The sequence below is a fragment of the Psychrobacillus sp. NPDC096623 genome, assembly GCF_044762655.1.
Classification (GTDB): Bacteria; Bacillota; Bacilli; order Bacillales_A; family Planococcaceae; genus Psychrobacillus.
This window is the reverse complement of sequence record NZ_JBIWER010000002.1, coordinates 300228-318234: the sequence shown is the minus strand read 5'-3', so window position 1 is coordinate 318234 and position 18007 is coordinate 300228. Positions and strand designations below refer to the sequence as shown.

Genomic DNA, 18007 nt, shown 5'->3' with positions numbered 1-18007 from the left:
ATATTTGATGTCTAAACACAAGACACATTATTGCACAATATATCTTTTATGAAAAATAGTAGAAAGGTTATTATTTCTATAACTAAAATGTTATAGCACTATCAAAACGTTGGTGTACAAGTCACTATAATTATTAGATAAATAAGTCTTTTATTTAATTAAGCCTTTATACCCACCTTCTCAATTAGTCTTTAATTTTAGTTATGGCATTCATTTATTCTTGTTAAACTTAGTTTCTGGATATTATAAAATTTACTTCGTAATTAATACTAAGCACAAAAAAACACCCTTACCATTCCTGGCAAGAGTGCTCTATAAGTGTTGCTATATTATTTTTTTTAGTAAGCCGCCTTTGCCGTACATTCATTAGAAAGTTTTAAACCACCACTCCTCAAAGTGGGTGTTCGCAGAAACTATCCTGCATGTCCTCATTGTCCGAAGAGAATAAGGCTTGTCATTCCAGCTCTATATAAAACTCCCTGTTACAGCTTAAAGGTTAAAACTTAATATCCATACGTACAATGCAGCTTATGTTTATATAATATACCTTTCTCTACAGTTTTTCAATGGAAATGATTTCAACCTTTAATCAGGTATAATAGAAAATAGAGAAGCTGGGATGAGGATGTGATGTAGTGGATATGAATAAGAAGCCAATAGACGGAGAGATTGAAGAAATTAGTGATGAAGAATTACAATTGCTAGTTTTAGAAGCACAACAAGAAGCACTTGAAAAAGAGGCATTAGAAAAAACTAGACCAAAACCAAAACGTCCTTTTCCAAGATGGATATTTTGGACAATGGCTTTCGTCTTGTTCGTCAATACATTTGCGATGATTTTTCAGATTTACTCCATTCCAGCCATTGAATTTATCAAAACCTCCGCTAGGTTATCGGCACAAGAGGATATTGCTCAATATAAAGAGGCTGTCGTTGTTGTTTTAACGGATGATAGCAAAGGAACTGGGTTTTCCATTTCAAGTGAAGGTAAGGTTCTCACTAATTATCATGTTGTCGAGGATAATGATAGCGTAATAGTCGGTTTTCCTGAAGCAGGACGTTTTAAGGCTGATGTTATACAAACCTATCCGTCTATAGACCTTGCAGTGTTGCAAGTGGATGAAGAGGAATTGCCATATCTAGAACTTTCGGAAAACCCTTCTTATGAATTTGGTGATCCTATCACTTTTATCGGAAATCCACTCAAATTTACTGGTATTGCGAATGAGGGATCTTTAATTGAAACTTATCAATTAAGTGATTGGGATGTACCCGTGATGATGATGGAAGCCCCAGTTTATCGAGGAAATAGTGGTAGTCCTGTGTTGGATAAAGACGGGCAAGTAATTGGAGTTGTATTTGCCACTCTTGATCATGATGAGCACGGAAAAGTTGGACTATTTGTACCGATTGAGGAATATTATAAAACCCAAAAATGATTGCAGAAAACCCGCTTAGCATTTGCTAAGCGGGTTTTCTTTTATTTCTCTCGGCTGTGCTGAAATAACACTCGTTTGCGCTTGTTTTACTATCGCATTATTGCGGTTCTCTCAGATGGAACCTGTTTATCCTCTCACTTAACACCGATTTACTCTTGCTTGGCTGCAATTCTCTCGGTTAGAACTGAATTACTCTCGCACAGCACTCATTTATCTACTTTTAAATATTTCTCCCGCCAAACAACTCGTTCTTTTTCGTTTAGCTCGTTTTCCAGTGTTTCATCCCATTGGTCAAGGAATGTGTTCCAGACTCGAGCGTATAGGAGATCCTCTGATTTATTGTACAAAACAAATTCAAAGCAAGGAACATCATCCACATATAGTTCAGAGTCGGAGACAATTTCAGAAACTACCGTTTGAAGTTCGCTATCCACTATCTCCATTCGGTTTGCTTGAAGAGCATCTATAAGTACCGCATCGTCCCACTTTATTCTAGCCTTTTTCTCCGGGGCATAACGATAGAGGTTCAATGCTTCCTCCCCATCCAGTGCAGGTTTTATTTCCCCCTGCAAAAAAATGTGATGACTTGGGCTATAAATTAGATTTTGACTGAGGGCATCTAGTTCTTCTTCAAAAATTCCATCCTCAAGTTGTTGGATCCCTTTTTCTGTTAGTGTAAATACGTGTTCTTTTTTTTCGATTAAACGAGTTCTCTTCATAATATTGACCAAGTCTTCTATAAATAGCTGGTCCACAAGTAGTATCTCACTGATTTGCTTAGCAGTTGTCATTTTTGCTTTTTGGCAGGTTATCAACATCATTTTCATTAAAACATCCATTTTTATACGTTTTACAGGTTTGTATTCTACTTCAATTGTATGAAGTGGAATCGTCCACGCATTGGATGAAACTATCTTAGCTTGAATATTTTGCTGTAATTCCTTTTTAAGACGTTTCTCTAGTTCAATCATTTTATTATACTCCTATAACCAAATTGCTATTTTTTCCTATTCCCTTGTGGGTCGGTTAGACCGTTTTTATCTTTTACAATTTGAAGCAAGCGGCCATACATTTCTCTAGAAGTTCTTTGTTTTGCCCGTTTGGTAAACATCTCGGAACTCCCGACTAAAACAAGCAGCTCTCTCGCTCGTGATAATGCCACATTTAAGCGACGATAGTCATTGGCAAATCCAATGTCTCCACTCTTTTCTTGATTGTTCCTTACCATACTTAATAGAATGACATCCATTTCCATCCCTTGAAACTTATCTACAGTTCCTGTTCGGAAGGTCAAATGAGATAAGTTCACCTGTTGCCCTATAAGACGGTCAATTCGTTTGACCTGTTCTCCATAAAAACTAATGACCCCAATACTTTTACGTTCATCTGGGTTCATTCTTCCTTCTTTTTTAGCAATTGCTGTAGCTTCATTCAAATCTATAAGTACATCACCGATAGCGTCTAACTCTGCTTGGTTGAACCTACTTTTCCCATCTTTCATTCGCTCTTCAAAATAGGCTTTTTCATTTGGCATATCTAGCCATAGCAGATGGTCTCTTCTATTTACATAGCGCGATTCCAATAGGTGATCGCGTGCAGAATCTGAATCGACTAGCCCACACTGCAGTCGATAATTTTCTTCCTCATAAAATGGTGTGATTGTCTCCATGATGCTTTTATGCATTCTATATTGAATAGCTAGCATTGTTTTACTCATCTTAGGTAAATTTTTGAATAAACGTTCAAATAAGGATTCCTTCAAAAGCTTTTTTAACTCATCTTTTTCTTCAAGACTTTCACTTTCTTCTAGAATTGCCTGTAGTGTTTCATCTAGCGTATCCTCCCCAACAAGTGGTGGAAGCTGATGATGGTCACCTACCAATATTATTTTCTTCCCTTTTAACATTGGTAAAAGCAATTCAGGTGGTGTCGCTTTTGAAACCTCATCTATAATAACTACATCAAATACAGGGTAGTTTTCCATAAATTCTTTACGAGCAGATGCAACGCATGTTGTTCCAATCACATTGGCATGGCGCACGTAAAGTTTACGAATTTCATCAAGATCGTGTTCATTTGCTTCTTTTAATAATGAATACCATTCTTTTTGGATCGCTTGGGTGATTGGGAGGTGGTCCTTCTCTAGCTTAAGTTTTACTATTTCCTCTTCAGTTTCCTTTATCGCTTCAACTGTTTTTGCGAGTGCATGTTCAGGGTTTTGAAGCAGAATTTCATCTAAAGCTTTTAGTGTACGCTCTTGCTCTAAACCATCTGCATTCACTTGTTTAGTTTTTATTTCATTTTCTTGAAGAATCGCTTCAATCTCCTCTAGTTCCTGAGCCAATTTTTGTAAATGAGACTTTTTCGTTTCTAGTTGTTCCAGATAGCTTGTAACGGTTTCATCCGTTTTCTTCAATGCTAAAATAGAGTCCTCCAGCTCGAATTTTTTGTCTTTTAATTCTGATGAGGTCGATAGTAAATCGGTTGTATCCATTTCTGTTTCTAGCTGATTCACTGTTCTTTGCAAAAGCTCAAGCTGATTTTTTTGACTAGTTGCCTTATTAACTAATTCACTTTTGAGTTGTTGAAGCGCTAATTGCTCCCTGCTAGTATCGCTAACCACCTGTGTTTTAATCGTTTGAAACTTTTTTATAGAACTATTTTTTGCCAACTGAACGGCCGATTTCTGCTTCATAACAAATTTTTCTCTCACATAGAGTCCTTCTAGTAAAATTGCTAATTTCTCTGTAGTAAGATCGTCATCGCCAGAAGTCATCATATTCTTTAAACGATTCATAAATTGATGAATTTCCTTTATCGTATACGAGGAATCAAACAGGATACCACTTCTCCCAATATTATTGCGAACATTTTCCACGGGAAATTTGTATTTTCGAAGTAACTTTTCCACGTAATCTATTGCAGCTAATAGGCGAGCGTTTAAATCCTGCCAATCAGCGAAGGTTTTAATATGATCAATTAGTTCATCTAACTCCGCAATTTGCTGTTGCAGGGACATTGAAAGCTCCAAACCATATTCCACCATTTGACTTTTTAGCTGGTCTATTTTCCGAATCGAATCTATTTCTTTTTGGAACATTTCTAGACGATTTAGTTTCACTTGCGTACTTTCGTATTTTTCTCTTGCTTCTTCCATAGTTGACTCTATTATGTTTAAGGAATCTATTGCCTCTCGATATGAAAGGTGGTTTTGTATTACTTTTGTTTCAATCTGCAACTGTTCTATCTTTTCCAGCAATTGATCTCTTGAAGGGTTCGAATCAACGAACTCTTCCATAGTATTTATCTCATCTGTTAAAGTTTCTAACTTTTTTCGTTCTTTCAGAAGATTCGCTTCGAGATTTTCACGGTCTTTTTTCAATAAAACCAATGTCTTTTTTAACTGTTTAATCTCTTCTATTCTTACTTCGAGTTCCACTTTTGCATCCGCTTTTTGTACAATAGCTTTATTTAGTAATATTTGTTCCTTACTAAGCACTTCAATTTGAAGCTCACATCCAGCTATTTGTTTAAGAAGTTGGCCATCTTTTAAAGTATGCTCGTCCAGTTCTTTTTGTAAAGCTGCTAAAGTTTGTTCTTTCCAGTAATGTCCTACGTTTTCTTCTATAAACTTCTTGCCTTCTTCTTCAATACTTTCCGTCCTACCAAATCGTAAAATACGAATTTCTTTGTTTGAAAGTAATCTACTAAGAGCATTGTCTACTGCCAAATTAGACTGGGACGCTACAAGTGTACGTAAGCCTGCCTTGGCATTTTGCTGACATATTTCAGAAATTACGGTCGTTTTTCCAGTTCCGGGTGGACCTTGAATAACAAACAAATCCTCTGCAGACATCGCACCTATAACAGCTTCTTGTTGGAATTCGTTTAGCTGATTATGAAATTCCAATTCCTTACGCTTTGCGTTCATGCGAATGGTCGGGCGATCCTCAAATAAGATTTTCTCGAGGTTTGGATTGGCAGCAAAGCCATTTTGTAAATCTTCAAATCCTTTACGGAGACGTCTTATTTGGCTGAGGGATGCGAAATTGCTGAATACCGCTTCTTTCGACTTAGGATTCCACTCGTTTTTTCTTGCAATCTCACGAAATTTAGGTTTGATCTCTATTTCTATTGTTTGTTTTAGTCGATCTGCTTTCAAGATATCGCCTACGTCATTTTGAAATCCTTTTAACGTTACACTAAGTCCTCTTAGATTTTTCCATTCGTTAGCATTCATCATGCAGCCATGCAATGTCATACGACTAAAATCCGCATTGAAAAAAAGTTTAGAATAGGGACTCGTGATATCTGCGATATCTGCATTACGCTCTTGAATCTTCAAGTAACCTTCCCAGCTAGATATTCTTTTTTTCACATACTCTGAACGTTCTTCTGCAACAGGAAGATCTTGAATTTTGGTGTGCAAAGCAAGGGGCATTCCTGCTCCGTTATTTTTAGCGGTAACAAAAGTCAAAGTAACTGGAAGACGGCGATTATTACGTACAGGTACTTTAGGACCTCTAACATAAAGACCCGTTGCAAGTAAGCCGTCCTTTTGCAAGATACACTCCATCACTACTACTCGACTATTTACTTTTTCAGCTAACTTATCGTTTGTAACATTATCAAAATAAACGGAAAGAGACGTATTTCCATGATTATTTACCGGTCGCTTTTCAATATGTACTTCAAAAGAACTCTGTATGTTAAAAAAGGCATGTTCATCAGTTGACCATTCCTGAATTCCTTTGCGCGCCTTATTTGTAATCATTAAATTGCAGCGCATCGTTTTAACTAAGGTTGCTGATTGGCTCATGAACAAACCTCCTTTATAATGTAGCGTTTATATTTTGTCCAACCTATCTATGTTATCATTTTTGCGCGAGAAATTGCATAATCCAACTTATCTATATTTTTCTAAAACTATTTCTATTTAACTCCAATAGGATTTATGTCATAAATATGAATATTTTGTGAACTATTTATTGCTAACTCTATGAATGTTTATTATGATAGACTTACAGTTTTTAAGTTGAAAATTCTAAAAATTGAATATTTTTTAGGAGGAAAGTGGATGGCGAATAATATGGAAAGTGCTTTAAATACGGTGAAACCCCTAGAAAAAAAGAAACAAATGTCAAAGAAAGTGTCAGGTTCAAACGAAACGAAGATTCCTAACTATTCCGCAATTGCAGAAAGTACAGAATTCAAGACCTTGAAAAGGAAAAAAAATAAGTTTATTTTACCGATGACAATATTTTTCCTACTCAGCTACATTTTGTTACCAATTCTGACCTCTTATACGACTGTATTAAATAACAATGCATTCGGAGATATCGCTTGGGTATGGATTTATGCACTTGCCCTCTTTGTAATGACATGGGCATTATGCATGATTTACGTGCGTAGAGCTAATGACTTTGATAAAGAAGCTGAGAAAATTTTTGAAAAAGAGAAGGCTGGTGATTATGAATGAATGCAATAGGATTATCATTTTTTGTAGGAATAGTAGGACTAACCTTATTTGTTACATATATCGCCTCCAAACGAACAAATTCAGCAAGTGAATTTTATACAGCTGGTGGAGGATTATCTGGTTGGCAAAACGGGATTGCGATTGCTGGAGATTACTTATCAGCTGCTTCCTTTTTAGGTATCGCAGGGGCAATCGCACTTTTTGGTTTCGATGGTTTCTTTTATAGTATTGGATATTTAGTAGCTTACTTGGTCGTGTTGTATATTGTAGCTGAGCCACTTCGAAATCTCGGAAAGTATACCCTCGCTGACATGATCACAGCTCGTTTCGATCAAAAGAAAATTCGTGCAGCAGCAGCAATTAGTACATTGACGATTGTTTTATTTTACATGATTGCACAGCTTGTAGGTGCAGGCGCACTTATTCAATTATTGTTAGGAATCGATTACTGGATTGCCGTACTATTAGTGGGCGTTATGATGACCATTTATGTACTTTGGGGTGGAATGGCCGCTACTAGTTGGGTACAAATTATTAAAGCGGCTTTGTTAATGGTCGGAACAGTTCTAATTTCTTTCTTGGTATTATGGGAATTTGACTTTAATATTTTAGGGATGTTTACCGAAATGAAATCCGCCACCGCTAATGGTGAAGCTTATTTACATCCCGGAGTGAAGTATACAAATGGCTTAGATACGATATCTATGATGATTGCATTAGTACTTGGAACTGCTGGTTTACCACATATATTAATGCGTTTCTTTACTGTAAAAGATGCAAAAACTGCTCGTAGCTCGGTTGTTTACGCTACTTGGATTGTAGGGATTTTCTACGTATTAACTATTTTCTTAGGATTTGGTGCTGCTGCAATGGTAGGTTCTGATGCAATCAAAGCTGCAAATCCCGCTGGAAATATGGCTGCTCCATTACTTGCTCAAGCTTTAGGTGGAGATATTCTGATGTCGTTTGTTTCGGCAGTTGCATTCGCTACCATTTTGGCAGTTGTCGCAGGTCTTGTTTTATCGGGGGCATCCGCATTTGCACATGACTTATATGGACAAATTATTAAAAAAGGAAAAGTAACAGAAAAAGAACAAATGAATGCGGCACGCCTTGCTTCTGTTGGAGTTTCTCTATTCTCCATTTTGTTAGCTTTAGGTGCACAATCTATGAACGTGGCATTCTTAGTTTCCCTTGCATTTTGTATCGCAGCAAGCGCCAACCTTCCAGTAATCATTTACACAATTTACTGGAAGAACTTTAATACAACTGGTGCTTTGACGGCAATTATCACTGGTCTGGTTACTGCACTTGTACTCGTTGCCCTAAGCCCTAACCTTTGGTCTGCTGACGGCTCGATGGCCTTTACAGGGGAAGCTCTCTTCCCATTGACTAATCCTGCTTTAGTCTCGGTTCCTCTCGGATTTTTAGGTGGTTGGATCGGAACATTGATTGGAGCCCGTGCAGACCAACGAAAATATGCCGAAGTCGATGTAAAAGCAAATATTGGGTTGAAGTAATATATTTATCTCTATGTAAAAAACCGATTCCTCGTGGGAATCGGTTTTTACTCATTTTGCGTCTGGAAACACTCTTTTTACTGTATCGGTGAACTCGTCGAAGAATCCTTCAACTGGTTCATTTGCTCTAACTCTTTCTCCGTATTCATTAAACTGTTTTGTAAGATCAGGGTTTGCGGACACATATACATTGTTGAAGCTAGCATCTTCAGCCTTTGCTGCATCTGAAATTTTAGTTTTTAGTTCTTCCGTTTCATTTACACCTTCTTTAAGTTCAACTGCCACGTATGCATTATTGTCCGTTACGAGTACATTTGCTGATTTTACTTCTTCCAATTCTGTGATTTTATTTGCTACTTCATCCGCCAGTTCAACATGTGCATTTGTAGCATCATTGTTTTCTGTACCATTTCCTGTTGCAGCATCATTGTTACCATTATCGTTATCATTCACATCTTCATCAATCATATCATTGTTTTCTGTTGCGTTATCCGCATTGTCAGTTGCCTTATTGTCATTATTATTCGTTCCGCATGCAGTCAGTAAACCGATGAGTAGCATCATAAACACTATTTTCATTAAGTTATTCATCTAATCTTTCCTCCTTATAATTTGCTATACAAATAGCTTGTTCAATTTAAAGTGAAATATGCGAAACTTCGTAAAAATGAAGTTAATTTCTGCTATAATTTATATAATTCAAAATAGAGGGAGATTATTAAAATGAGTATGGATATTATCAAAAAGCTTGAGGCATCATACGAAGAAATGGTCAGTATTCGACGCTATTTACATATGCATCCCGAAGTATCTTTTCAAGAAACTGAAACAGCAAAATATATACAAAAATTCTATACAGACTTAGAAATACCATTCCAAGCAGATGTTGGTGGTAATGGAGTAGTTGCACGAGTAAAAGGCGCATTACCAGGGAAAACTGTTGCTTTGCGAGCAGATTTTGATGCTCTTCCGATACAAGATGAAAAAAATGTTCCTTATAAGTCTACTGTACCAGGTGTAATGCACGCATGCGGTCACGATGGACATACTGCTACACTGCTTATTCTCGCTCGCACAATAAATGAATTTAAGGACCAACTGGCAGGTGAATATGTCTTTGTCCATCAGCATGCAGAAGAATATGCTCCAGGTGGTGCTAAACCAATGATTGAGGCTGGCTGTTTAGATGGAGTTGATGTAATTTTTGGTACCCATTTATGGTCTCAAACTCCCCTAGGAACCGTCGAATATAAGAGTGGTCCCATTATGGCGGCGGCAGATCGTTTTTCTATCACTGTTCAAGGTAAAGGTGGACACGGGGCAAATCCGCATGATACAAAGGATTCTATCGTAGTAGCTTCACAATTAGTTGGTAACTTGCAACAATTAGTTTCAAGACGTGTGAATCCTACTGAGTCTGCAGTACTTTCTGTGGGATCTTTCATAGCAGACAATGCATTTAATATTATCGCAGACACTGTGAAAATGACGGGAACCGTGCGCACATTTAAACCCGATGTGAGAGACTTAATGGAAAATGAATTAAAACGTGTAATTGAAGGTACATGTTATACAGCAGATTGTTCTTATTCTTTCCTATATGAAAGAGGTTATCCCCCTGTAATTAATCATAAAGATGAGACAGAGTATTTAGCTGAGATTGCAAGAACTGTTCCTGGAGTCAAAGAAGTGAACGAATCCGAATTATTGATGATTGGAGAGGATTTTGGTTACTATTTAGAAGAAATACCAGGTACTTTCTTCTTTACAGGTGCTATGCCAGATGGCGATGTATACCCCCATCATAGTCCAATGTTCGATTTCGATGAACGCGCAATGCTCCTAGCAGCAAAAACGTTAGGAATGGCTGCGATTAATTTTCAATATAAATAGTAAATAGCACAATTTAAAAACCGCATTAGAAGGATACTCTAATGCGGTTTTTGATCATTTAATTTTTAATTACAAACTCATCCGATAACGGCACCATGTTTTCTATAATTTTCTTACCTTCCCATGTTGTAAGCTTTAATGTGTACCCTTTCACATATGCAGGCGTGTTTAGTTTTGTAGACATTTGCATTGTTTTGTTTTTAGGAATTGTTCTAGAAGAATGCGAAGAAGCCACAACATTACCTTCCTCATCTAGAAGTTCCAACAGCATGAGGATATCTTGGTTTTTATTCTGTTTATTAAAAACTTCAACATTTGCAGTTATCTTTTCATTAGGTAATAATTTTTCGATTACATTGTTCTTTTTACCAACAAATGTTGCTGTTATGTCTGAAGCGTACTCGGGTTTATTTACCCAATGAACTCTATACTCCTTTACAGACTTTCCATCTGTTGCCGAAACTTGAATAATCGATGTTTCTTCACCTTCTATTATGTTAACTAGTGCTTCAGGCTGATTGGCTTCTGCTACTAAGCTACTTTTATCTTTTGCAGAAACCGTATATTCCTGCAATCCTGGCGTGAAATTAGTTAATAATTCTCCATCCACCTGAATAGACGCTAATGTGGAATCTGTCTCAGGGATTGCGATTTCGTGCAGTTCACTTCCAAGTGCATAGTAAATACTACCGTTTGCTCCCACCGTCATATTATTCATAAAGTCTTCTACAAGTACTTTATGCGACAAAGTTTCCGGATCAATAGCTATAAGTTTACGTGATAATGTTGTATATAGCATTCCATCTGGAGCCCATTGTAGTCTGTACGGTAACCATTTACTACTATTATATAGACTCGGACGAATTACTTTACTTTTAACAATTTCTTTCGTATCGGGATTCATCGCAAAAATTGTTCCATCAATTGCTCCCCATAGGTTTCCATCAGGTCCAAATGACAGTTCTCCAATCATCCTAGGTGTTTCATCTATTCCAGGGATCTCTGGAGTAAACTCTTCTATTTTTTGTCCTGTTTTAACATCCCATACGAATATTTTTGCTTCTTTAGCTTTTGGATCAATACCTAGACCGCCCCAAACAGAAGTACTTCCATATAGCTTCCCGTCTTTATACGCCAATCCAATAATACTTTGATCTTGTACAACATTACGATATTGCGACCAAGTGTCCGTCTTTTCATCAAAAATTGCTAGGACACCACCTAAAACTCCATAGTCAGGCACAGTTCCAACAAACAATTTGTCATCCCCAGATGTAATTGTAAATGGTCGATCTTGATGGTCTGTAATATCGTACTCAAAATTAGGATTACTATTTAAATCTACTGGCTTTAGCGGGTCATAACTATACATTATTGCCCCAACATAGGTACCATAGTAAACTTTCCCATTTAAGAATCCGATGCCTTCAGGTTGTGCAAAAGATGGTATATTTACTTCAATTTCATCTGTAAAAGGATTATATATACTCAATCCACGCTGGTAGCCACCCATATATAGTTTTCCATCTTCTCCACTATGAAGCGCTTGAATCGCCACTGCTTGTGAAGATATATCAAGTTCAACAAACTCAACTGTATTGCTAGTTGGATTATATAGAATATATTCTCCGTATTGAGTCACCATAGCCAATATTGTTTCACCGCTCTTTAAGTTTATCCACTCCATGTCTTTTACACGCACCGTGTCAGGTAACAACGGAATACCTTCAATTACCTTTGATTCATTGAGATCAAAATCATATTGGAATAATTCATTTTTAAATTTGTAGTAAATAATATTCTCATTTAGAGGTGATGGTTCTGAAATCATATTGCTATAACTAAATGTATTAAGTATTTCATTCGTTTCTAAATCGAGGACAAGCATAGTTATGGATCCAACTGAAACTAATAACTTCCCATTTACGACAAACATATTTTCAATCATTCCATCTTGACCGGAATGTCCTTCAATAATTACCTCTTCTTTCTCACCAGTAATTCTGTCTATTTTGAATAGATGCTTTGTAGTTCCAATGCCTACATATATATATTTATCCGTTACAGCTATACCTCTCGCATACTGCTGGCCTTCTTTGACATTTCCATAATCTTTGAATTCACCAGTAGCGATATCATATTCAAAAACACTAGCATGTGGATACGTCGATCCGTAGATCTTTCCATCTGTTGAAGCTTCTAGATCCCATACCCATGCATCTGAAGGGTTCGCACCTAATTCCTCCACTACCTTCTGTTCAGGTAAATAGCGATATAGCTTGCCATCAGCTGTCCCAGCAAAATAGACATTCTTATCACTTCCTACTGTCATTGCCCATAGAGCTTCCGTATCCGCAATCACTTGCGAAAACTTAAGTTCACCCGTTTCCGCGTCTAGTACAGAGAATGTCCCTGGAAGCCCATTAGAATGATAATATACTTCATTCTCACCTAGGGAATTTTCTTGAATGACGGAAGCTTGTCCTAGTTGAACTTGTACCATTTCTCCATGATTAACAGGAGTTTCATAGTTTCGATCCAAAGGTACATCTCCTACCTCTAATTCCCATGTCACATCATCAAAATATGCCTTAGTTAAACTTATTCCTCCAGAATAAAAAGCTAACCTGGCATAGGCAGCATTCTCAGGAACGTCAGTAAACACTTTTAGTTCCGTCCACTTATTTTTAGGAAGGTTACCAAATAGTTCTACTTTCACTTTGTCTCTAATTTCTTTGTTATTGCTGTCATAATAGTGAACTTCGTATACAATATTATGAGTTTGTGATTCTACATTTGTCATAACTTTCGCCAAATAGGACTTTCCTGGAATTACTGCAACTTTTTCACTCAATACTCTTAGTCCTGCTTTATCGGATCCATCCTCAAACTTTAAACTTTGAGTGCCACTATTAAATTTGTCAGTGCTTAATGAAACTCCAGGCGTCCCACTATCTGGTGTCCACCCAGTAATAGTTATCTCATCTTCTAGAGGCATTTCAAAACCTGAATTTACAATTCCATTTGATATCTCTTCAGCTTGCTGCGACACTATTTTTTCAATTGAATCTTCCTCAGCAAAAGTGGTGGCAGGTACAGAAGGTAATAGACCTATCACTACCATTGTGCAAATAATCGTATGTCCAATTAATCGATAATTATTTTTCAAAACGATTCACCCCTAATAATTTTTTTGTATTGCAAATATTAAAAGCATAAGTGCCTATACTTTGCCGTTGCTGAGAATCTTGAAGTGAATCATAGCAAACACTTAAGCTAGAAGGATAGGGAGGTACTTATTTTCCTAGTCCTCCACAATTACAAACAGAATATTAAGAAAATTAATCTCGCAAATAAGTAATCTAAGTTCCTTTACAATTCTTTTAAATAAATTCCATACTTTTTCCAAGGTTTAAAATCTAGCTTTTCATAGAACTCAACTAGAATTGTCCAATCAATAATAATTGTCTCTATATCTCTTTCTTGTAAATAAGCCATAGCCGCTTCTACAACTTCTAGACCATACCCCTGTTTTTGCTCAAGTGGGTCGATACCTAATGGTCCAATTCCACCAATCTCCTTTTCAAACAAAGGACTCCAATATACATTTTGTGCAATAGATGGTGATAACGCATCATTCATCCTACAGAATCCAATAATGTTTCCATTTTTCTTTGCCACGACAAACTCTCTTCCTGTTCCTCCCATCTCAAAGTATTTAATCGCCTCGTACTCCCATCTTCCCGGAAAACATCTTTTTAAAAATGATAAAAAATCTTCTTTCTCTCCAATTGAAAGTATTGAAAAGGATGCTGAGCTGTTTTCAGGAAAAGGATATTTTTTAAACATATGATTAATTAAGTCAAATATATTTATTTTATTGTAGTAACCAAATTTCTCAAACCATCGTTGAACTTCAGAATATTCGTCAGGAATTCCTGAAAAATAATGAAAAGGGTCTCCAGCGAGCTGTAATACTTCTGCACCATTCTCTATCAAAGCTGCTTCGGCATGTTTCAGTAAAGTAGTACCTATACCATGTCCACGATGCTCACTGTCTACTAAAAGAACTTGAATCCATCCTCTTTTCGAATCCATTACGACTGGTGTATTTTCTCGCCACATTTTGGAGACTACAAATCCAATAACTTTCCCATTACTATCTTCCACTATAAATGACCCTTGCTCTAAGACATTGACATCTGCAAAGCTATTTTGAATAAATAACTCTTTACGCATTGGAAAATGAGTACCCAATTCGTTGTTCCAAAGTGATATTAATTCATCTACACGAATTCTATCCCATGGTATCAGTTTCATAACAGTCTCCTTTTCTAAAAGTACTCTATAAATTTTCCCCAAAAGTTTCTTCCATTCGTTTAATTGGGTCATCCTCCATCTCAGAGCTCCAATTTAATACCTGTCCGCAATTTAATAGTTCCTTCTTCAATATTTCATACTCCACGTCTTGAGCAGAAGTTTTATTCCTAATAGCAAGTGCTGCTGCGATTGCTGCAGACTGCCCTAAAATCATAAACACCGGTTCCATTCGAATAGAACCATAAGCGATATGCGAACTGGACAAACAAACGGGAACTAATAAATTGGTACATTCATCAGCTTTTGGACGAATAGATTGATAGGAAATTTCATACGGTGAAATTGGTACTTGCACGTCTCCTTCGTTCATACATCTACCATCTATAACAACCCGCCGACAGTTATGGGAGTCCATATGAAAGGAAGCCAGTCCGATAGAATCATTAACGAATTCTTGTTTTAAACAATTTCGATCTGTCATAACATAATCAGAAATCATTCTTCTAGCTTCTCGGATATATAACTGATGTGGCCAATGTCCTGTTCGCTCAAATTCATCTTTAGGTAGTCCCCATACAGAGACTTCATCGCGAATTGATTGTGGAACTTCAGGTTCATTTGACAAGAAATACAATAACCCCAGATCATAATTCAAGTGGTCTTGATATATTTGTTCACGTTTTTCATAACTACCTTCTGGCCAATCGTAATTCATTCCAATATTATCCGTTGAAATAGCTCCATGATTGTTTAAATCAGATTTACCATTCGGCAGTGCAGTATGGAGTTTCATCGCATCCCAAACACCCGCTTTGATGTATCGAAGTAGCAATTGATACCGGTGTGAATCGTAGACAGGGGGTTTCGGAAAAGGGATACGATTAGTCTCATCTTTCGTTAAACAAATACGAAAATTATAAGCTTGAATTCTATGATCTCCCTGCCCCTGAAAACCAAGTGAATGCTGACTGTTTTCAGTAATTCCTGGCAACAGCCCAGACTCTGGCAGACCTTCCACGACATACGGGTCTATCCACTTTTCAAACTTATGATGCGGTGCACCAAATTGCACACCATTGTATATTTCTTTATAGGTAGAATTGGATTCTCGGCCTACAAAATAGGAAACTCCAGCGAGCGCTAGTAAATCACCTTCGTATGTACAATCCAGGAAAATCTTCCCCTTATATGAATTACCGTCCTCCATCTGTATTTCAGAAATATTTGTTTGATTTTTCTTCACTTCTTTTAAATGTTGTCTATAATAGACCGGAATATCAAACTTTTCAATCCATTGATCAAACACTTGCCGAGCAACTTTTGGCTCAAACTTCCATTGCTTTTGTTTATCATAATAATGTGCGATTGCATCGTAAAATTCTCTTGAGAGCCCTCCGACTGCATGCTCTGCACCAAGATCTGTCGCTCCTAATCCACTTGTTGTCATCCCACCGATATTGTCACTGAATTCTGCAATAACAACACTCAGACCCATTCTTTTCGCTTGAACTGCTGCAGTTATTCCAGCAGGAGTCCCTCCATAGATAACCAAATCCTTTTCAATCACAGCCGGGTCTTCCTTTTTTTCAGTTGGCACATAATAATGTAGATTGTTAAAATCCATTAATAAGACCTCCTTTTACTACTTCTTTTTATTTGCCAATGCTTCCCCACTCTTTTGCATAAATTTTGTTTAACAGTCGAAGATGGTGAATATAAAATAGTGTCATCTCTTTTAGAGAAAAAGAATTATAGTTATCCTTCCTTTGAAGCACTAACAATGATTCTATTTCTGATAACTCAATAGTGGATAAATACTTATCTACTTCCTTGAGTTCAGTGGAAATTTGTTTTGAATTCGCATATTCCATCACTTTTTCTGGGTCAACAACTCGTGCTGGAAATAGCGGGACATTCCATTTAGTATATGGAGAAATTAATTTTTCTAAATCTAATAGCATCTGTCGAAAAGTTTCTTTTTCATCCTGGAAAACAGAGAAGTACTCTTCTAATACACTCTCAAGCTCTTCGCCCCATGCTACACGCGAGTATAAGTAATTATTCAAATGATGAATCCATTTCCAAGGATAATTAGCACTTACTATCTGATTTGCTTGCTTTCGATGTATTGGAACAATTAAATTTAATACACCTTGGACTTGCAATTGTTTATAATCCTCTAAATCACTTGCTATTCTAGTAAGAAGGGGCGGAAAAAGCTCACTTAACATAAAGTGATCACTATAATATTCTAAGACTGTTAATGAACGTCCCTTGCTATATGCTTGGGTGTTCCAATCCTCTAAAGTACGTTTTGCCTTGACTTGGTTAGGTTCCCTGGAATGTAGTGAATTGGAGTAATCTCTCCCCCAATATGCGTATAAGACATCTACTTCAGCAGATACTTCCGTTTTCTTCCTTTCGAGCATGTACCAAGAAAGTCCGGCATTATAAACAATATATTCAACCTCGACCGCTAAGTCAGCAGCCTTTAACGATGAATTTAGTCTTTCCGTAAAACGAATATAATTAGATAAAAATCCATCTGCATTTTTTTCTTCTATTCCTACATCCTCTGGCCATAGCGAAATTCTTGTTATTACTTCCTCCTCATTACAAATCGATACTATTTTATTAATCACTTCATCTTGAAGCTCTACATTTTCCGCAAAAAACTCTAGGTTCTCGTAATTATCTATCTGATTATTTTCTTTTTCTTTTTGAATTATGCCAAGTAAATACTTTAGGCTATGCCCTCCTAACGTTACTTGAACATCACGTTTTTTTAACTCGGATCTAACGTAGGATTTTATTTCATCCCACAAAAATAAAGTAAAGAAAAATTCATTTTGACCGTTTTTCACACCCCAATCAATGAGGGAGTTTATGTACCCAGGGTCATTTATCGTTTCCAAAATATTTCCTCGCCTAACAAACATCGGTTCGTGGATAAATAATTTCTTTTTCTCACTATGTTTTTGTTCTACTATTTCCTCTTTATCCAAGTGAATCCACTGATAGCCCAAGTATTTTTTACAATACGAGTACACTCCGTATAAAAGGGCTCTAGGTTCATTTCCAATAATCCACAAGTCTTCGCCAGCTGAAACGAACGCGAAGCCATCAGCATTAATATTCGGAACATTTTCTGTCGAAATCATTTCCCGGTATTGAATAGTAGTAATTAAGATAATTCTTATATCAGCTTCATTTGCTTCTGAAAGATAGGTTTTATCATGTATGGAGCTTTCATAGCCAGCTTTTTCTACTAGCCTTTTTAACTCTTCGACTGCAAATAGAATAGTCTCGTGACTTTGACAATAAATTATTTTCAGCACAATTATTAACACCTTTCT

At 36.7% G+C, this 18007-nt stretch carries 11 protein-coding genes and 1 other RNA gene; 4 read left to right on the top strand and 8 right to left on the bottom strand.

Going from position 1 to position 18007, the window contains the following annotated elements:
• Positions 1-339: 339 nt before the first annotated feature.
• Positions 340-533, bottom strand: a non-coding RNA gene (gene ssrS, locus ACIQX2_RS06250) — 6S RNA.
• Between the two features lie 108 nt (positions 534-641).
• Between ssrS and ACIQX2_RS06245 the strand changes: the two genes are divergently transcribed.
• Entirely contained in the window at positions 642-1439 is a 798-nt protein-coding gene (locus ACIQX2_RS06245; protein ID WP_402849112.1) for a S1C family serine protease, read from the top strand.
• A gap of 206 nt (positions 1440-1645) precedes the next feature.
• Here the strand turns inward: ACIQX2_RS06245 and ACIQX2_RS06240 are convergent, their stop codons facing one another.
• Both ACIQX2_RS06240 and ACIQX2_RS06235 read right to left on the bottom strand, forming a co-directional pair.
• Complete coding sequence (locus ACIQX2_RS06240) at positions 1646-2410, bottom strand: hypothetical protein (RefSeq protein WP_402847775.1); 765 nt, start codon at positions 2408-2410, stop codon at positions 1646-1648.
• A gap of 26 nt (positions 2411-2436) precedes the next feature.
• Positions 2437-6258 carry a DEAD/DEAH box helicase gene (locus ACIQX2_RS06235; RefSeq protein ID WP_402847774.1) on the bottom strand — a complete coding sequence of 1274 codons (3822 nt, stop codon included), beginning with the start codon at positions 6256-6258 and terminating at the stop codon, positions 2437-2439.
• 258 nt (positions 6259-6516) lie between these two features.
• On the opposite strand from ACIQX2_RS06235, the gene ACIQX2_RS06230 reads away from it, so the two are divergent.
• The gene (locus tag ACIQX2_RS06230; protein WP_402847773.1) at positions 6517-6918 is read left to right on the top strand and encodes a DUF485 domain-containing protein; all 402 of its coding nucleotides are present in this window, start codon (positions 6517-6519) and stop codon (positions 6916-6918) included.
• A complete protein-coding gene (locus tag ACIQX2_RS06225; RefSeq protein WP_402847772.1) occupies positions 6915-8438 on the top strand; it encodes a solute symporter family protein in 1524 nt (507 codons plus the stop codon). The genes ACIQX2_RS06230 and ACIQX2_RS06225 overlap by 4 nt, the downstream gene beginning before the upstream one ends.
• A gap of 51 nt (positions 8439-8489) precedes the next feature.
• Here ACIQX2_RS06225 and ACIQX2_RS06220 read toward each other — a convergent pair whose 3' ends face one another.
• Entirely contained in the window at positions 8490-9029 is a 540-nt protein-coding gene (locus ACIQX2_RS06220) for a YhcN/YlaJ family sporulation lipoprotein (protein WP_402847771.1), read from the bottom strand.
• Between the two features lie 132 nt (positions 9030-9161).
• On the opposite strand from ACIQX2_RS06220, the gene ACIQX2_RS06215 reads away from it, so the two are divergent.
• On the top strand, positions 9162-10331 hold the full coding sequence (locus ACIQX2_RS06215) for a M20 family metallopeptidase (RefSeq protein WP_402847770.1): 1170 nt from the start codon (positions 9162-9164) through the stop codon (positions 10329-10331).
• A 58-nt stretch (positions 10332-10389) separates the two neighbouring features.
• Here the strand turns inward: ACIQX2_RS06215 and ACIQX2_RS06210 are convergent, their stop codons facing one another.
• The 4 genes from ACIQX2_RS06210 to ACIQX2_RS06195 all read right to left on the bottom strand — a co-directional run bounded on the left by ACIQX2_RS06210 (position 10390) and on the right by ACIQX2_RS06195 (position 17989).
• Positions 10390-13500 (bottom strand): hypothetical protein, encoded by a 3111-nt coding sequence (locus ACIQX2_RS06210; RefSeq protein WP_402847769.1) that lies wholly within the window; start codon positions 13498-13500, stop codon positions 10390-10392.
• A gap of 203 nt (positions 13501-13703) precedes the next feature.
• Entirely contained in the window at positions 13704-14651 is a 948-nt protein-coding gene (locus ACIQX2_RS06205) for a GNAT family N-acetyltransferase (protein WP_402847768.1), read from the bottom strand.
• A gap of 25 nt (positions 14652-14676) precedes the next feature.
• Positions 14677-16275 carry an FAD-dependent oxidoreductase gene (locus ACIQX2_RS06200; RefSeq protein ID WP_402847767.1) on the bottom strand — a complete coding sequence of 533 codons (1599 nt, stop codon included), beginning with the start codon at positions 16273-16275 and terminating at the stop codon, positions 14677-14679.
• 28 nt (positions 16276-16303) lie between these two features.
• Positions 16304-17989 (bottom strand): alpha-glucuronidase family glycosyl hydrolase, encoded by a 1686-nt coding sequence (locus ACIQX2_RS06195; RefSeq protein WP_402847766.1) that lies wholly within the window; start codon positions 17987-17989, stop codon positions 16304-16306.
• Positions 17990-18007: the final 18 nt, after the last annotated feature.

Bases quoted from the DNA above. Each gene is read 5' to 3' on its own strand.
- ACIQX2_RS06245 (WP_402849112.1), top strand. From the start codon at position 642: ATGAATAAGAAGCCAATAGACGGAGAGATTGAAGAAATTAGTGATGAA.
- ACIQX2_RS06240 (WP_402847775.1), bottom strand. From the start codon at position 2,410: ATGATTGAACTAGAGAAACGTCTTAAAAAGGAATTACAGCAAAATATT.
- ACIQX2_RS06235 (WP_402847774.1), bottom strand. From the start codon at position 6,258: ATGAGCCAATCAGCAACCTTAGTTAAAACGATGCGCTGCAATTTAATG.
- ACIQX2_RS06230 (WP_402847773.1), top strand. From the start codon at position 6,517: ATGGCGAATAATATGGAAAGTGCTTTAAATACGGTGAAACCCCTAGAA.
- ACIQX2_RS06225 (WP_402847772.1), top strand. From the start codon at position 6,915: ATGAATGCAATAGGATTATCATTTTTTGTAGGAATAGTAGGACTAACC.
- ACIQX2_RS06220 (WP_402847771.1), bottom strand. From the start codon at position 9,029: ATGAATAACTTAATGAAAATAGTGTTTATGATGCTACTCATCGGTTTA.
- ACIQX2_RS06215 (WP_402847770.1), top strand. From the start codon at position 9,162: ATGAGTATGGATATTATCAAAAAGCTTGAGGCATCATACGAAGAAATG.
- ACIQX2_RS06205 (WP_402847768.1), bottom strand. From the start codon at position 14,651: ATGAAACTGATACCATGGGATAGAATTCGTGTAGATGAATTAATATCA.
- ACIQX2_RS06200 (WP_402847767.1), bottom strand. From the start codon at position 16,275: ATGGATTTTAACAATCTACATTATTATGTGCCAACTGAAAAAAAGGAA.